Origin of the sequence: Chryseobacterium pyrolae (assembly GCF_025153485.1) — a bacterium.
Lineage (GTDB): Bacteria > Bacteroidota > Bacteroidia > Flavobacteriales > Weeksellaceae > Chryseobacterium > Chryseobacterium antibioticum.
The window spans coordinates 209,098-225,756 of record NZ_JANZQH010000004.1 but is presented as its reverse complement, the minus strand read 5'-3'; the positions used below and the strand labels follow the sequence as shown (position 1 = coordinate 225,756).

Genomic DNA, 16,659 nt, shown 5'->3' with positions numbered 1-16,659 from the left:
TCCGTTTACAACGGCACTTAAATAAGAATAATCATGAAAAAGATAATTATACTGGCAGCAGCTATCTCAGGAAGCGTAGTTTTTGCCCAGGAAAAAAAATCCGATACGGTAAAAGCAAAGGCTATCGAAGGAATCACGCTGACGAAGCAGGTCTTTAAAAAACAAAGCGATCGTTTTGTCTATGATGTTGCGGCATCTCCCGTGGCGAAAGGAAATACCACTTTTGACCTGTTGAAGCAGACTCCGCTTCTGTCTTCAACGGATGATAAAACATTAAAGATCGCCGGAAAAAACAATGCACTGATCTACATCAACGGAAGAAAAACCAATATGGATGCGGAATCTCTGGTACAGCTTTTAAAAAGTACGCCTGCAGAAAACATCCAGAAAATTGAGGTGATCACGGTTCCGGGCAGTGAATACCAGGTGGAATCTTCAGACGGAATCATCAATATCGTGATGAAGAAAAAGATGAGTGACGGACTGAACGGAAACATGAGAATGAGTAATATGCAGAACAAGTACAACGGTTCCAGCGCCTCACTTTCTCTGAACTACAGAAAGGATAAACTGGGGATCAGTGGTAATATTTTTACAGGAGAGAATATCCAGGCCCAGTCTTATGTTTTAAAAAACGGAACAAATCTCATTTCGAATGAATCAGTTGGGGATATCAATGATCCGAATAAAAATCTTGGAGGCTATTTAAATTTTGATTATCAATTAACGGATAACAGTAATTTAGCCCTTACCTGGAATTCATGGTACAATAAAAGTAATGATTCAACGGTAGACCTGCTGAATACATTAAGAAGTTACAATGCTGATGGAAGTTTAAAATCAACTGAATACAATAAATCTGAAAATAGAGAAGATGCACACTACTATAACAACTCAGTGAATCTGAATTATGAATTAAAAACAGATTCGCTTGGAAGCAAATTAAATGTAAATGCAGCCTATCTGAACTACAGAAGATTTCAGTTTTCCGATAACAGGACTTTACTTCCGGGAACACTCAATGATTTTTCACTGTTAAGACAAAAAATTACTCAGGACATTCCGCAGGTGATCAATAACTTTTCAGGAACTGTAGATTATATCCAGAAGTTTAAAAATGATTTTACCGTTTCTGTTGGGGGCAATTTCAATAAAACCAAAACAGACAATGACACGAAGAATTACAGTTATTTATATAATAAAAACGGAGATCTTGAAGGCGTAAAACCCGACTTTAATCACTTTATTTATGATGAAAGTATTTATGGGGTTTATTTAACTTTCGAAAAGAAATTTTCTGATAAACTTTCAGGAAAAGTAGGAGCAAGATATGAAATCACCAAGAGTTTAGGAACCTCTGACAATCCTCAAAATACGGAAGCTCCTTACCAGGAAATAGAAAGGAATTACAATAACTTTTTGCCTTATTTGAGCTTCAATTATGCGATTAATGACAAGAATAACATTTCATATGCTTTTTCAAGCAGAATGAGAAGACCAAGCTTCTGGGAATTAAATCCTGTAAAAAACATTCTTACCCAGGACAACTATACTCAGAACAATCCATTTGTAAAGTCATCTTCTACGTACAATCAGGAATTGACTTATATGCTTAAAAGCTCATACTTTTTAATTTTAAATCACTCTTATTTTAAAGATATCATTACTCAGGTTCCTTTACAGAGAGAAATTATAAGAGACGGGGTAGCTTACAGACAGTTAGCCTATATCAGAACCAACTTTGGTGACAAACAGGAAATGTCTGCCATGCTTGGGATGCAAAAAACATTTTTCAAGCAGTATCTGACGATGAACTTCAACATTGGGGTTCAGCACAATATCAACAACGGAACATTGAATACAGATCCAACCACGGGACAGGTTTTTGATACGTATATCAATAAGACCAAATCGACAAGTATGGTGATTCAAACGAACAACACCATCCGTTTAGACAAAAAGAAAACATGGTTCCTGGGCGTTAATTATTTCTATGTGGACAAACAGCAGATCGAGCTGGGAATGCTGAAAAATTTAATGAGTCTGGATCTGAGCATCAAAAAAAACTGGAACGACTGGACTTTTGCGCTTAACGTAAATGATGTATTGAAAACAAATATTGTAGAGATCGAAGATTATCAGTCATCAGGAAATTACAACTACGTTAGAAACGATCAGTACAGAAGAGGCATGACGTTCAGTATAACGTATAACTTCGGAAATCAGAAAGTGAAAAAAGTAAGAGATATCGAAGGGGCATCAGATGCCATCAAGAGCAGAACAAGATAAAAGAGACTATCTTTCTTCATATTCAACTATTTTTGTGGTGAACCCATCGGTATTTCCGGTGGGTTTTTCTATCTTTAGAATTATGAATAAAAGTCTTCCGATCATCATCTTCAGTCTTTCTTTATGCTTTCTTTGGACAGGGTGCAAAGAAAAGAAAGTGACGTTGGGTAAAGACATCAGTTTTGAAAAAGAAGAAAACATCCGGTACGGAAATGATTCCGAGCAGATACTGGATCTTTATATACCTCATCAGGAAGCTTCAAAAAAGAAAGACGCTTTCATCATCATTCATGGTGGAGGCTGGCGCGGTGGAGATAAATCACAGCTTACATTCTTTACGCTTTCAATGATGCAGAAGTTTCCGGATCATATTTTTGTGAATATCAATTACAGGCTGGCTACAGCAACAAGTCCCGGTATTCCCAACCAAACAGATGACATCCAAAAAGTCATTCAATATTTAGATAAAAAATTGAAATACAAACCTAGACTTATCCTTCTCGGCAACAGTGCCGGCGCTCATTTATCGATGTTGTATGCTTATCATTTTGATGTTAAAAAAAAGGTAAAAGCCGTTGTGAATATGGTAGGGCCATCCGATTTGGCTGATCCCGGCTTTGAAAAGTATGCAGATTATTCATTTGTCAAAAACTATCTGGTGAATCCTAAGGTTGTGGTTTCCGGTAGGTCTAAAACCTCATTTGCAAGTCCCATCAGTTGGGTAGATCCCACTTCCGCTCCTACGCTTTCCTACTATGGAAACAGAGACCAGGTCATTCCTTTATCACAAAAGAGAAGACTGGATTCCGTTTTCACTCAAAATAAGGTAAGCTATGAAAGTTATGAATTCAACGGCGGGCATCTGGATTGGGATAAAGCTCCGAATGATCAGTTTTTGATAAATAAAATTGCGCTCTTCCTGAAACAACATGACAAAAAATAAACGCTTTGAAATTCTCAAAGCGTTTTATCTATATTTTATTCAGATTTAACAATTTCCGTTCTCTCCGAAACTCCGTTGGCATTGAAGGCCTCGATCTGGAAATAGTAGGCATCGGCTCTGTCGGCTCCGGTAAAGAAATATTCATTCTTTCCGTACACCATAATGCTTCCATACAATTTATCCGGAGATTTTCCCCAATAAATTACATATCCGTCTGCATCCTGATTCTGCTGCCACTTCATCCATATACTCCTTCTTTCACCGAATTTCTTAGGTTCAGCTCTTAAAGGAACAAATCCTTCCACTTTCTTTGGCTTTTCTCCCGCTCCTTTTCCGAATACTCTGAAACCACTCAATGCAAATTTTCCGGTAGGCATTTTCAGATTCTCCATTTTAAGAAATCTTGCCCGTGCAGGTTTTTCGAGTTCTATATAATCATGGGGAACATCTTTGGTATTTTTGCTTTTATCTACCACAACGTTCCATTTTTTCCCGTCATTCGATCCGTAGATCTTATACTGATGCATTTTGCCTAATGTTTTACCCATAAATTCAGCGTCCTGATCGGCATAATTAATCTGGATGGCATTGATTGTGGAAACCTCTCCAAGATCAGTTTGAAACCATTCTCCTGAATTTCCTGTTTTTGCGCTCCAGTAGGTTTTAATATCTTCATCTACCGCTAAATTCGGCTGATAACCTCCTAAAGTAGAAGAAACCTGAACAGGTTTGTTGTAATTTAACAGCATCCAGCCTGCAAAAAGGCCTTTTGAAAAATCTTTCCCCTGTGCAAACTGTGGCAGAAAGGTCGGATAATCTCCATAAGCGGTATTGGTGTACATTACATCATCTTTATCAAATCCTGCCGGCCAGATTCCCAGTCTTCGTTCAAAATTATTTTTAGTGGAAATAAAGATGGTTGAAATATGCCACCAGTTTTTGTAATTATCTTCGAAAGTTGCTCCATGTCCTGCTCCTCTAGCAAAACCGCCGGGTTTATAGGAAAACGGATTGTGCTGCTGGTATTCGAAGCCCTCCAGAGGATTTTTGCTGACATATACTCCATCAGAATATCCGCTGAATTCAGTAGCCGGAGCTCCGTACTGCATATAATATTTCCCGTTATGTTTCGTCATCCAGGCTCCTTCTACAAAAGGCTGAAGGAAAACATTGTCATTATATTCTCCAAATCTTTCCCAACCATGGTCTTCCGGCTTTAATCTGATGATTGGTTTTGTAAAACCTTCTGACTGAAGTGTTTTAACCTTTACTTCGGTTCCCAGTAACGGCCATTCGTTGCTGGATCCCCAATACAGGTATAATTTGTTTTTATCTTCGTCATAATGGAATGCCGGATCCCATGCCCCGACTTTTAAAGTATCAACAGCAATTTTCCAGTCGTCTTTGGTAGGATTGGTGCTTTTCCAGATCGGGAAATCCTGTTCCCAGGTAGACCCGTAAACATAGAGTGTATCTTTCATGGCCCAAACTGCCGGAGCATTCAGGTCATGGATGTATTTATTGTCTCTCAGGAATTTTCTTTTGACAAATTTCCAGTCCAGCATATCATCACTGTACCAGTATCCTTCCTGATTGGTGGAGAAAAGAAATAATTTATTTTTAAAATTAACAATGACAGGATCGGCTGTTGCCCGGTGTTTCCCTTGTTTTGAGAAAACTTCAAACGGTGTATACCCATAATCGATGTTAATTGGGTTACAAAACGTTTTCTGCTGGGCGCCAACGAATATTCCCAACAGAACAGCGAATGATAAAAGGTACTGCTGCATTTTCATAATTTTTGCTTAAAAAACAAATTTAGTTAACTTTTTTTGGTTTCCTCCAAATAAAACCGTCAAGGAGATAATGAGACAACTGAGGAACAACCAGCAGGGGAATCAAAAACTGAAGGATATTTTCCGAAACATGGAGATCCAACGAAAAATGTTCATTCCAGACCAGTACTTCCCATAAAAATTCTTCGAAGAATGCAAATCCCAGGATCACTCCGATAAACAGAAATATTCCGAGGGCCGATTTAAAAACAGAAAGCCTGTCCAGCTGATGGTTTTCTTTCTGCCGGATTTCCCGGATGTAGACCAATGCAATATATGGAATCCCATGCGAAATGACGTTCAGAAAAGTAAAGACCAGATCATTGTTGAAATAGACGATTCCAAAGTACCATGAAAGATAGGTTCCCGCTATCAGAACGATTTTCGGAATATTGAAATTTCCAGTTTTAAAGACTTCAAAAACCGTTTTTAAAATCCAGGTCATCAATATGACAGCGTAAATTATAGTAATGGGTCCCGTATAATCCGGTAAATTTTTAAGCCAGTCAAATTCATTTTCTACAAACCATGTAAAAGCACGTGGGGTCTTAAACCAATACAACATAGGATAAACTGTAGCAGAATAAATGGCGACCTCATCTATTCTTTTGCTCCAGTTATTAGGTTCAAAACGGGCATAAATTCTCATAAAACCGTACTGTTGACGGATAAAATGAAAAACGGCTGCCAACGCAAGACCTGACCAAAACACCAAGCTGCCGAACTGAAACAGGGCGACCCCCAAAAGCCAGCTCAGGACAGGAATTCCCCAATACAGAAGTTTCCTCTTCTTCACTTCCCCCTTTACGAAATAGGTTTTGAATAAAGTGGAATAAACATGCGCTACATCTACAAAAACAATAAGAAAAAGCCATGTGTAAAAGGAATGATTGTTTTCAAGCCCCTGAATCTGTTTCTGAAAAAGAAAAATAACGAGCAGGATCAGGAAAGGCGGAGATAAAATAAACCACCAGTCTGTTTTTGCATTATGTATCCAAGGCTGTTTCATATCATCTGCTGTGCTATTCTTAGTCCCTGATAAAAAGCTTCTTCAAAAATAGAAATTCCTGAAAGATCTGTATGGGCAAAGAAAATTTTCCCGTCAATGGGTTCTTTTGCCTTTTGGGTTTCTTCACCAAAAATCTGGCCCGGAACCGGAGCTATCATAGCATGTCCTATTTTATGAAAATCCATTTCTAAAATAAAATCTTCTATCAGCGGATGTGCCTTCTTTAAATCATCTAAAACTAAAGTTTTAAGTTCACTTTCTTTCATGGAATACAGCTTGCGTCTTGCTTTTTTACAGTCGTTGCTGGAAAAACTCCTATAATAGGTGATCACTTTCTCTCCAATGATCTGCTCAACGTTCTGATGTTGGTCAAAAATATAGCCCAGTCCGGCAGAACCGTAGATGACATTATCCCAAGCCAGTTCCTCATCACCTCCAAACTCATTCTTTAACGTAATGGTGGTCAGGAGCCAGGGAACATAATTGAATGATGCTGCTTTTTTACTGCTAAAAATTCTCTCGGCAACAAACTGAGGACCTGTAAACAGAACTTTTTCAGCAGTAATTTTCACTGTCTTTTTGGTAAGGTTATCAAAACTTAAAACCTCAACTTTATCATTTATATTAACTTCAAAAACCAAATGACCGGACTTATGTTTTCCGTCCGTAAATTTTGAGAGATGTTGGGCCAACCTTGCATTTCCCTCCGGCCATGTAAAGACCTGATCTTTATACTTTCGGCTCCAGTTATTTTTTCTTCCTGCAAAATAATGGATTCCTGCCCATGCAGAAACAAAATCAATTCCCAATCCGTAATCGTCTCTGCAGGAGTAATCCAGCAGCCAAAGCAATTCTTCCGATGAATAATGATGTTCTTTCAGCCAGTCTTTAAAAATGATCTTTTCTAGCTTTACAGCATCATTTTCTGTGCTTGAGTCATGGACGGGAATAGCAAACCAGTATTTTCCATGAGCATCTTTTTTCTGGCGGAAATCATCCATTGCTTTAAAGAAACGGTCAAATTCTTTCAGTACTTCTGCATCAGTTCCTTTCTGCGGAACGATATCATTCTGCCATACATTTTTGTAAAACAGTCTTTCCTGCTGTGGAAAAGTCATCTGATATTCATCTAGAACAGGTTCTCCGTTTTCGTCATTCCTCTGGTAGATTCCACAGTCCCGTAAAAAATCAATGAGTTCAGTATTTTCTTTATTTGGAAGGGGCAGATAATGTGCACCCAAAGGGAATTTTGAAAATTGATTCTGTCCGTTTGAAGAATTTCCGCCTAACTTATTCTCCATTTCAAGCAGAAGATAATCATTTTGATTATTCTGACTTAAAAACCTGCATGCAGAAAGCCCGGAGATTCCACCTCCGACAATGAGATACTTTGTATGGATTTCTTCTGAAAATTTTGGAAAATCTTTTGCCCACAGTTTGTGTCCCAGGACATGATTGGTTCCGGTAATTTTAAGCATCAGAGACTTTCCTTTCTTTCCGCAGTATTGCAGAAAAGGAAGCATAAGGCTGCCCAGAAAAACCGTTGTAAGAAAATCTTTCCTACTGTACTTTCCCCCACTCTTCATCGAAATAACGGACTAATATCTGGTTATCCAGACGGTTAACTTCTACATCATTCACTTTCATATCTTTGCTGAAATAAGAAAGCTGGGGAAAATTATAATCGTAATATTTTAAATTGGGAATCTTTCTGTAGATCCTATTGTTTACAGGTTCAAATGAAGCCATTGAAAACCCCCATTCTCCGAATGACGGTACATAAGTATGGTATGCTGAAGTAAAAGGAAATATCTGACTGATTGTTTTTTCTATACACCAGAAAGATTTCGGAGCAAAATAGGGAGATGTGGTCTGGACAACAATTTTAGTATCGGAACCGGCCAGTCTTTCGAGTTCTTTGTAAAACTGCAATGAATAGAGTTTTCCCAAACTGTAATTGGAAGGATCAGGAAAATCGATAATGATCACATTGAACTTCTGTTTGTTATCTTTGACCCAGACGTACGCATCTTTGTTGATGATTTTGACCTTGGAATCAGATAAAGAACTATGATTTAAGGTACGCATGGTTTCATTGGTTTTGAAGAAATTGGTCATTTCTCCGTCCAGGTCAACAAGGGTAATATTTTTTACTTCTTTATATTTCAGTACTTCACGTGCAGCAAAGCCATCCCCACCACCTAAGATCAGGATATTCTCAATATTTTTTGCCATAGACATTGCCGGATGTACCAACGCTTCATGATAACGGTATTCATCTGTAGAGGAAAACTGAAGGTTATTATTCAGATACAGCCGGAATTCGTGGTTATTTCTCGTGAGAACAATTCTCTGGTAGGGCGAGCTTTTGGTATAGACCACATTTTCACCGTAGAGTTTTTCTTCTGAATACGACAAAATCTTATCTGAAAAGATAAAAAGGGTAAGAAGAAATGTAAAAGCCCCGATTGATTTTATCTTTAAAGAAAGCGGTTTTGAAAGTTCTTTTTTAATATAAAAACATAAGAATATAGCGATAGAAACATTAATCAATCCAAAAAACAAAGGTGTTTTTACAATTCCCAGATTCGGAATAAGCACGAGAGGAAACAGTATTGAGGCCAGTAATGCTCCAATATAATCAAAGGCAAAAACGTTTGAGACTAAATCTTTAAACCCGATTCTGTCTTTAAGGATATTCATCAAGAGCGGAATTTCTACCCCGACCAGACATCCGGTAAAGAAAACAAAAAGGTAAAGTACTGCCTCAAAATGGGCCAGCGTATTAAACAGGATAAATAAAACGACTGAACTTACCCCACCGACAATTCCCACAAGGATTTCAATCTCTACAAATTTATCGATGAGATTTCCTTTGATAAATTTGGCAAAATATGATCCTACCCCCATTGAAAACAGATAAACGCCAATGATGAAGGAAAACTGTTTGACAGAATCTCCCAAAAGATAGCTTGCCAATGCCCCTGCCACCAGCTCATAGATGAGCCCGCACGTTGCAATGACAAAAACCGAGAACATTAAAAGCAGCTCAAGAGGAATCCTCTTCTTATCCATGAATCGCGGCGCTTATGATCATTGAAATTCCTATGATAAATGCTCCGAAAACAATCGCTAACGCTATATTTTTATTTTGTGAGATCTCATGCCATGTTTTTTCAGGGGTCAGTTTTTCGATAATGAAATAGCAAACCAAAAGAATGGCTATTCCTAAAATTGAATACAATACAGAGTTGAATATCGGCAGTAGATTAATATTATCCATAGTTTATATTTTTTATTTGTGGTAGTATCTGTAAAATCCTCTTCCTGTGGAGTGATTTCTGGTGGTTCCGTCCCGGTAGATTTCTGTTTTGGCGCAGTCGCAGAACTTATTTCCTGTAAAAGTAAGATAAACAAACCAGCTCAGAAAAAAGCCTCCGATAAGTAACAGCATCCAATTGGTCCTGATGTAGTGGGTTATTTTGTCCATGGCTTAATGGGTAGGATAAGGTGAATTGGAACTGTTTTTCCATTTATTGAGTTCAAAAATGCGTCTTCCCACGAAGCTGACTGCTATGAAGGTTAGTGACAAAATGATTATAATAGCGAAATTCCAAAATGATACCGGTTGCCATGCTGCCTTGATCTTTACAGAGCTGTTTCTTTCATATTTTTCCGGGTAGCCGGTTTCCAGGCTCATATTGGTAAGGACAGAGTCCAGTTTTTTAATTTCCAGCGGTTTTTCTGCCAGATTAACCATCATGCTGATTTCATTTTTAAGTTTTTCCTGCTCGTAATAAACTGCGACATTTTCATCTTTGTTATTCCGCATATAGAAATTTCCCAGGTCATTTTTAATCACTGAAAAATCTCCATTCTGCAGCTGATAGCCTAATTTGAAAGGATCTGCCGCACCTCCTTCTTTTTCTGCAGAAATCAGGAAATGATAGTTTCCGGGCGCTACACCGCAAAAATTAAATTCTTCACTTTGGCTTCCTTCGCTCCAGCTTTCTCCGTCTTCATAGCCGGAATATCTTTCTATATCTTTAGAGGTATAAGCTATTTCATTGGTCTTTTCATTGACAAGGCTTATACCTACATTTGCCCAGGAGTTGTCTACATCAGAGTAGGCATTCACTTTTAACGGAGCAGAAGCTCCCGAAAGGCTGAAACTTTTGCTTACCAGCTCTTTTTCATTTAAATCAGCAAATTTGATTTCCTGTTCAAAAAGGGTCTGATTGGTTCTTGACATCACCACATACAGCTGGATCAGGCAGATCAGTAGGGCGGAAACTCCGATAATGTTGATCCCTTGCTTTACATCAAAGAAAAAAGGCTCCACAATTCCTATCCCTGAATAATCGGGAAGTTCTTTTAAGCCGAAAGCTTTTTTGATGGTGTATTTTGAGATATGATTTCCCTTAAAAAACTGTACAGAATTTCCACTTTCTTCCCTTGAGATCATCTCGGTGCCATTTACGTACTCTTTGTATTTGGCAAGTTTAAAATCTATTTTATCTTCAAAAAAACCAGCTGCGGAATGAATACTGCAGGGTGTGGTTTCGTACCATCTATACTTCCGACCGTCAGCAGTTTCTGCATAATGCTTGAAGTCTTTAAATGCAGAGTCCAGTAGGTGGAGAAGTACCCAATGTCCGTCACTTTCGCTTAAGTATACATTATTTCCGGACGGATCTTTCAGTGTATATTCCCTCCAGAAAATATTTTCGCCATATTTTTTAACAATAATATTAATCACACAGTATTCTGTCCCATAGATCATTCCCTTCTGTCCGACTTCCAGCACTACATTTTCTACAGGCTTTTTAATGATTTTCCGGGAAGCATTTTTTTCTATTCCGATAAGGGAAGAACATGAACTGCAGATGTATTCTTCAACAGAAAAATCTATTGCCAGCTCATTATTTTTTTCGCAAACAGGACAAACGTAATACATTTTTTAACGGTGAATTTTGTGTTTTTGAATGACATCAGCATTGAAATACTGAACAATTTCATCTGCGATCTGCTCTACTTTCTGGGTATTATCCTGGGTATAGTTGCACAGAAAAACATCAAATGTAAGCTGTTTAAACTCCGGCCAGGTATGGATACAGAGATGGGATTCTTTAAGGCACACAGCAGCGGTGAAACTCTGGTTGTCAAAGACATGCTCTGTAATTCCAACAATTTCCACTTCTTTGGTTTCTAAAATGGATTCTGTATATTTCAAAAAGCGGCTGCAGTCTAATAACAAATCTTCTGACTGTGTTTCCAAAGTCAGAAGAATATGCAGACCTTTGCTTGATAATGGTTTCAATTATTTTTTTTCGTAAATATATTATTTTTTAGGAAGGAAAACCTCAGCAAGCATGCATCTTGCGCTTCCTCCTCCATTCACTTCAATCGTATTTAGATCTGAGTAAATGATCTCACAATATTTTTCAATGGCTGATACCTGATCAGAGGTCAAAGACTGGTACGCAGTCTGGCTCATCACCAGGTACTTTTGTCCGTCTTTATTCTGAACCTGAAGCATATTCCCCGCAAACTGCTGCATCTGCTCTTCTGAAATTTCGATGATCTCTTTTCCGGAGTTTTTGATGGTTTCAATAACCTTCTCTCTTTCCAGTTCATCATCAATACAGTCTAAACAAATCACGACAAATTGGTCTGCCACACACATCATAACGTTGGTGTGGTAGATAGGAAGTCTTTCTGTTCCTACGGTCTGGTAAGAATGGAAAACGATGGGCGTAAAGCCATATTTTTCGCAGAATTCTCTGAATAAATTTTCGTCAAGTCTTAAAGAAACAGAACCATAAGCAATCTTGCTATCGTGGTCAAAGATCATACTTCCGGTGCCTTCCAGGAAATGGCCCTGAGTTTCAGAAAATGACCAATCATCAATTTCTGCAACTTCATATCCCTGATTTTCGATACTCTCAATAATATCCTCTCTTCTTTCCACTCTTCTGTTCGAAGCGAACATCGGGTATAATACGACCTTTCCGTCTTTATGGAAACTTACCCAGTTATTGGGGAAAATAGAATCCGGAGTATGAGGATCCAATGTATCTTTTATGGTGATCACATTCACGCCTTTGCTTCTCAGTTTCCCAACAAAACTATTGAATTCTGCCAAAGCTTTAGCTTGAATATCAGAACCTTTCTGTTCAACCTGAAAATAATTATTTTTCGCTGTTTCAGCGTTGTAGCCGAATGCGATCGGCTCTATCATTAATACTGTGTCTGTTGTTTGCATTTTGTCTGAGTTTTTGAGTTTGAGAGTCAGAGAGTTTTAGTGTTTATGGAGCTTTGTCAGGAGTATTTTCCGGAGAAAATGTACACCACATTTCCGACTGATTTATCATATTGACCAACATTCCTATTATTTGGTCATATTGATTATTTAGATTATTAAATTCCTCTTCATTAATATAATTACAAGCAAGAGCAAACTTGAGCCATGTCTGGGTTTCTCTTGCTTCACCTTCAGAATCAGTTAATTTGGCTATAAAAGATTTTTGGTATCTTCTTTTCCCCCAAGCTTCACTGATATTAGCTGATACTGATCTGGAGGATCTTCTGATTTGGTCTGTAAGAGAATAGAGTTCTTCTTTAGGAAAAGATTTTGAGAGCTCATAAATATGCATAGCAGTTTCAAAAGATTTTTGAAAAACTTTTAATTCCTGATGAAACTTGACTGTCGGCATATTTATAAATTTATTTTAATTAAATGTAAAACAAAACACTCCCACACTCCTACCCTAATACTCTACAACGCTCTTACTCTCTCACCAAAGGCATTGTAGAGCAACGTAAAAGACCACCCATTTTAGAGATTTCCCGGTAAGGAATTTCTTCTACGGTCATTCCCCACTCGTTTCTCAAATGGTTGTTCATTCTTGTGAATGTTTTGTCTGATACCACAACGTCCGGAGAAATAGAGAAAATATTCGGGAACATTTCAAACATTTCTTCATCATTGAGATGGAAACAGTTTTCTTCTCCAAAAATATCGATGATCAGGCGGTAATCGCTTTCATCTACAAATCCATTTTTATAAATAAGGCACTTATCTTTCCCTACCGGATTGAATGTACAATCCAAATGCAGAATCCCTTCGAACGGAATTTTATCATTTTTCTTTAATTCCAGATCGATGATTCTTTTCTTCGGAAAATATTCTTTTAGAATTTCAATCGCGTACTCGTTGGTTCTCGCTGTTTTATAGTTTCTGTAATCTTCGCTGAAGCACGTTCCTATAAAAAGGAAATCATCCCATACAATCACATCTCCACCTTCGATATGTGCTGTTTCCGGAAGATTGATAATTTTTCTCCAGGCTACTTTCTCAAAAACTTTTTTATAGGCTTCCTGTTCGTCGGCTCTGTCTGCGATCACGTTTGAGATGATCATTTTATCGTCGATCACAAAAGCCACATCTCTTGAAAAAACCTGATTGTAATCTTTGATAATACTTGGGCGAAGTACCTCTACATCATATTTCTTAAGGACTGCTTCAAAAGCATTCATTTCGTTGATGATATCCTCTTCTTTAGGATACATATTGTTTTCGATGGAGTAATATGACTTGGCGTCATAGCTCTCCTCTAGTGTGGGAACAGCTCCCATTGAATTAGGCTGGCCTAAAACTACGGATTTCAGCCTGCCCGTTTCGTTTTTAATGTTTAGTCTCATAAAGATTTATGCAATACTACAAATATAAGTAAAGGTCTCTATCTGGAAAACTTTTGATTTGTTTTATGCATCAAATTTGATTTTATTACTGCTTAAGTTTTCAAGCAATACAAATATATTTTGTGTTTAAATTTCATATTCTAATCCATATTCACATTATATTTTCACTACAAAACGTCTACAACTGACTATTTTTCATCTACATAAGAAGCATAAAATAGCAAATCATATTAAATAATTTCCTATCTTAGTGATATAATTTCAATGGAATTATATTTTTAAAACTTAACTATTAACACCAAAAAATCAAAGTCATGAACAAGAAAAATCCAGTGCTGAAAAATGCACAAAAATTAGGAAGAAACGAGCAAAAATTAATCACAGGAGGAGGTATAAACAGACCTAGATACTGCTGTGAATGGGATGAGAACGGAAAATGTACGATTTGGACGTGCGGCAACTGTGTTTGTCCATAATCAAATTAACAAACCTGCTTGTAACAAGCAGGTTTTCTTTTGTTATCTGGTCCTGTTTTCTTCTTCTGTCTTCTGAAGTTCTTTAGCCTGATATTTTGAACTTCCAAAACTGTACCCTACCGAAACAACAAGACGGCTGCTGTCCCACCAATGGGTTAAACGGTTATCCATGATCTGTTTATGCCTGAATTCCAGCTGCTGGTTGTAGGAATCAAAAATATTGTTGTAACCGATTTTTGTATTCAGGGTATTATTAAACCATGATTTCTGCACAGACAGATCCACTGTATATCTTGGCTTTATAATGTACAGACTGTTTCCGGTTTTGGATTCATAATTCGCAAAGAGATTAATGGTATATCCCTTTGGCAATGAAAAAACCTGATTGATCCTTATTTCATAATTATAGACTTTTAGTGCAAAGACCTCATCGAGATAGGGTCTGAATTCGTCGTTGTAATACCCTGTAATCTGACTGTTGATGTTCCACCATCTGGTCACTTTCATCGGAAAACTAGTTTCCAAAGAGGCAAATTTCCGGTAAGGAAGATTGGTTCCCAGATATTCCAGTACATTGGTTTTGGGATTGTACAGAGGATAGCGGGTCATTACATCTTTTTCTTTACCTGCGGTAAAGCTTGTCACCCAGTTTTTATAGCGATAGGTAAGTTTGATCTGACTCGTAAAAGAAGGCTGCAAATACGGATTTCCAATCCAGTAATTCAAAGGGCTGAAATAAACACGGAACGGATTGAGCTGCGAAAATACAGGTCTTGTCATCTTCCTACTGTATGACAGTGACAATTCATTAGATTTATTAAATGTATAGACTGTGCTGAAAGACGGCAACCATTCCAGATAATTTCTTGATACCACAGAATCCCTGGTAACAGCATCAGAAATACTTGCTGTATTTTCGAATCTGAGCCCTCCATTTATCTGAAGCTTTCCCAACTTCTGCCTGTACGATACGTAGCCTGCCCAAATTTTTTCCTGGTAAGAAAACATATTGCTTCGTTCAGGATCAAAGACAAAACGGTCATTGACAGACAGTGTATCATATCTGATATTATTATGAGTGATGGAATGGCTGTATTTTATTCCGGCTTCGATATCTGCATTACCTATCTTTTGCGAAACATCAATCTGAACGGTCTGGATATCGATTTTATTCAGCAGATCAGATTTCCAGTAAGACAATAGTTCAGTTGTTGGTTTATCTCTATTGATAAAATCATCTTTCTGCTTATTTTTAACGGAGAGATAATTTCCTAAAAAGTTGAGTTTAAAGCCTTTGTTTTGAAATGAATAATCAGTGTTCAGTCCATAATTTTTCTGGGAATAGTCTGTAGGATTTTCACTTTCGGTATTAAAAATCAGCAGCGATTCATCATTATTTGTTGTATAAAGGGAACCTGAGCGAATCCGGTCACTCGTTCTGAAATTTCCTCTTACGCTAATGCCTACTCTACTTTTATCGTTCAGTCTAAAATCTGCACCTGTCTGGATACTGTACACATTTCCTTCATCTTCCTGATAGGTATTGGTCCGCATAACGTTGGTATTCGCAAGCTTTTGCAACGCATTATAACGGTAGGTGGAAATCCCGTTATTATAACCTGACTGGAGACTGTAGGCTATTTTTTCCGTATTATAAGACAGGTTTAAAGAGTTTTCCCGGTAGCTGTACTTGTTGACGTATGTATTTCCGCTGTAATTTCCTTTCCAGCCGAGGTTTCCGTTTCTTTTTAGTCTGATATCGATAATTCCTTTAAATTCTGCATCATATTTTGAAGAGGGATTGGCATTTACTTCAATAGATTCAACCATTTCCGGCGGCAGCGAACGAAGATAGGACTGTAGTTCCTGACTGCTCATAGCGACAGGTTTTCCATCAATAAATATTGCCGGTGTAATTCTTCCCCCCATAAAAATACCGCCTTCCTGGTCTATGGAAACTCCTGGTGTCTTTCTCAGAACTTCCAGAAGATTGGCAGATGTTTTAAAGTCTTTATTTCCGGAAACACTCATCACGATATTTCCGTCATTGAGTTTTATACTTCTTGCTGTTGAACGGATCACTACTTCTGAAATATTTTCGGTAGCGGGTTCCAACTCAATCAAAGAAAAATCTTCTGTCTTATCCAATTCTCTGGTTCGATACCCATCTTTACGAATCAGAATATAAGTGTTTACCGAAATATTGGTAAGCTGAAAAAGCCCTGAAGAATCACTCAAAACTTTTTGAATCAGTTGCCGGTCAGATTTATTGAGCACTGAAACTTCAGCCTGAGAAATGACATTCTTTGTTTCGGAATCCTGTACTTTTCCTTTTACAGTTTCCTGAGCTTTTCCGAAATAGCCAAGAAATAAGAGCAGTAAAACCCATAATTTGATATTCAT

General features: G+C 37.7%; 14 protein-coding genes. 2 read left to right on the top strand and 12 right to left on the bottom strand.

Annotated elements, in window-relative coordinates; translation table 11 throughout:
* The first annotated feature begins 33 nt into the window (after nt 1-33).
* Complete coding sequence (locus NZD88_RS10765) at nt 34-2,289, top strand: TonB-dependent receptor domain-containing protein (RefSeq protein ID WP_259829141.1); 2,256 nt, start codon at nt 34-36, stop codon at nt 2,287-2,289.
* Between the two features lie 82 nt (nt 2,290-2,371).
* On the top strand, nt 2,372-3,232 hold the full coding sequence (locus NZD88_RS10760; RefSeq protein ID WP_259829140.1) for an alpha/beta hydrolase: 861 nt from the start codon (nt 2,372-2,374) through the stop codon (nt 3,230-3,232).
* 35 nt (nt 3,233-3,267) lie between these two features.
* Here the strand turns inward: NZD88_RS10760 and NZD88_RS10755 are convergent, their stop codons facing one another.
* The 12 genes from NZD88_RS10755 to NZD88_RS10700 all read right to left on the bottom strand — a co-directional run bounded on the left by NZD88_RS10755 (nt 3,268) and on the right by NZD88_RS10700 (nt 16,659).
* Nucleotides 3,268-5,022, bottom strand: coding sequence for a discoidin domain-containing protein (locus tag NZD88_RS10755; protein ID WP_259829139.1), 1,755 nt, complete (start codon nt 5,020-5,022; stop codon nt 3,268-3,270).
* A 28-nt stretch (nt 5,023-5,050) separates the two neighbouring features.
* Entirely contained in the window at nt 5,051-6,076 is a 1,026-nt protein-coding gene (locus NZD88_RS10750; protein WP_259829138.1) for a hypothetical protein, read from the bottom strand.
* Nucleotides 6,073-7,662, bottom strand: a complete 1,590-nt coding sequence (locus NZD88_RS10745; RefSeq protein ID WP_259829137.1) for an NAD(P)/FAD-dependent oxidoreductase — start codon at nt 7,660-7,662, stop codon at nt 6,073-6,075. Before NZD88_RS10745 ends, NZD88_RS10750 begins: the two co-directional genes overlap by 4 nt.
* Entirely contained in the window at nt 7,637-9,151 is a 1,515-nt protein-coding gene (locus NZD88_RS10740) for a polyamine aminopropyltransferase (RefSeq protein ID WP_259829136.1), read from the bottom strand. Before NZD88_RS10740 ends, NZD88_RS10745 begins: the two co-directional genes overlap by 26 nt.
* Nucleotides 9,144-9,359 carry a DUF350 domain-containing protein gene (locus NZD88_RS10735; protein ID WP_111957131.1) on the bottom strand — a complete coding sequence of 72 codons (216 nt, stop codon included), beginning with the start codon at nt 9,357-9,359 and terminating at the stop codon, nt 9,144-9,146. Before NZD88_RS10735 ends, NZD88_RS10740 begins: the two co-directional genes overlap by 8 nt.
* Before the next feature lie 12 nt (nt 9,360-9,371).
* Nucleotides 9,372-9,566 (bottom strand): hypothetical protein, encoded by a 195-nt coding sequence (locus tag NZD88_RS10730; protein ID WP_259829135.1) that lies wholly within the window; start codon nt 9,564-9,566, stop codon nt 9,372-9,374.
* Between the two features lie 3 nt (nt 9,567-9,569).
* Nucleotides 9,570-11,033: a DUF4178 domain-containing protein gene (locus NZD88_RS10725; RefSeq protein ID WP_259829134.1), complete on the bottom strand. Its 1,464-nt coding sequence runs from the start codon at nt 11,031-11,033 to the stop codon at nt 9,570-9,572.
* Between the two features lie 3 nt (nt 11,034-11,036).
* Nucleotides 11,037-11,396: an S-adenosylmethionine decarboxylase family protein gene (locus tag NZD88_RS10720; protein ID WP_259829133.1), complete on the bottom strand. Its 360-nt coding sequence runs from the start codon at nt 11,394-11,396 to the stop codon at nt 11,037-11,039.
* Nucleotides 11,397-11,417: 21 nt separating this feature from the next.
* Nucleotides 11,418-12,341: a citrulline utilization hydrolase CtlX gene (ctlX, locus tag NZD88_RS10715; protein WP_259829132.1), complete on the bottom strand. Its 924-nt coding sequence runs from the start codon at nt 12,339-12,341 to the stop codon at nt 11,418-11,420.
* Nucleotides 12,342-12,384: 43 nt separating this feature from the next.
* Entirely contained in the window at nt 12,385-12,792 is a 408-nt protein-coding gene (locus NZD88_RS10710; protein ID WP_259829131.1) for a four helix bundle protein, read from the bottom strand.
* A gap of 73 nt (nt 12,793-12,865) precedes the next feature.
* Complete coding sequence (locus tag NZD88_RS10705) at nt 12,866-13,780, bottom strand: dimethylarginine dimethylaminohydrolase family protein (RefSeq protein WP_169236355.1); 915 nt, start codon at nt 13,778-13,780, stop codon at nt 12,866-12,868.
* A 518-nt stretch (nt 13,781-14,298) separates the two neighbouring features.
* Nucleotides 14,299-16,659 (bottom strand): TonB-dependent receptor, encoded by a 2,361-nt coding sequence (locus tag NZD88_RS10700; RefSeq protein ID WP_259829130.1) that lies wholly within the window; start codon nt 16,657-16,659, stop codon nt 14,299-14,301.

Excerpts from the sequence above, each read along its gene's own strand:
- NZD88_RS10765 (WP_259829141.1), top strand. The coding sequence starts at position 34 with ATGAAAAAGATAATTATACTGGCAGCAGCTATCTCAGGAAGCGTAGTT.
- NZD88_RS10760 (WP_259829140.1), top strand. The coding sequence starts at position 2,372 with ATGAATAAAAGTCTTCCGATCATCATCTTCAGTCTTTCTTTATGCTTT.
- NZD88_RS10755 (WP_259829139.1), bottom strand. The coding sequence starts at position 5,022 with ATGCAGCAGTACCTTTTATCATTCGCTGTTCTGTTGGGAATATTCGTT.
- NZD88_RS10750 (WP_259829138.1), bottom strand. The coding sequence starts at position 6,076 with ATGAAACAGCCTTGGATACATAATGCAAAAACAGACTGGTGGTTTATT.
- NZD88_RS10745 (WP_259829137.1), bottom strand. The coding sequence starts at position 7,662 with ATGAAGAGTGGGGGAAAGTACAGTAGGAAAGATTTTCTTACAACGGTT.
- NZD88_RS10740 (WP_259829136.1), bottom strand. The coding sequence starts at position 9,151 with ATGGATAAGAAGAGGATTCCTCTTGAGCTGCTTTTAATGTTCTCGGTT.
- NZD88_RS10735 (WP_111957131.1), bottom strand. The coding sequence starts at position 9,359 with ATGGATAATATTAATCTACTGCCGATATTCAACTCTGTATTGTATTCA.
- NZD88_RS10730 (WP_259829135.1), bottom strand. The coding sequence starts at position 9,566 with ATGGACAAAATAACCCACTACATCAGGACCAATTGGATGCTGTTACTT.
- NZD88_RS10725 (WP_259829134.1), bottom strand. The coding sequence starts at position 11,033 with ATGTATTACGTTTGTCCTGTTTGCGAAAAAAATAATGAGCTGGCAATA.
- ctlX (WP_259829132.1), bottom strand. The coding sequence starts at position 12,341 with ATGCAAACAACAGACACAGTATTAATGATAGAGCCGATCGCATTCGGC.
- NZD88_RS10710 (WP_259829131.1), bottom strand. The coding sequence starts at position 12,792 with ATGCCGACAGTCAAGTTTCATCAGGAATTAAAAGTTTTTCAAAAATCT.
- NZD88_RS10705 (WP_169236355.1), bottom strand. The coding sequence starts at position 13,780 with ATGAGACTAAACATTAAAAACGAAACGGGCAGGCTGAAATCCGTAGTT.
- NZD88_RS10700 (WP_259829130.1), bottom strand. The coding sequence starts at position 16,659 with ATGAATATCAAATTATGGGTTTTACTGCTCTTATTTCTTGGCTATTTC.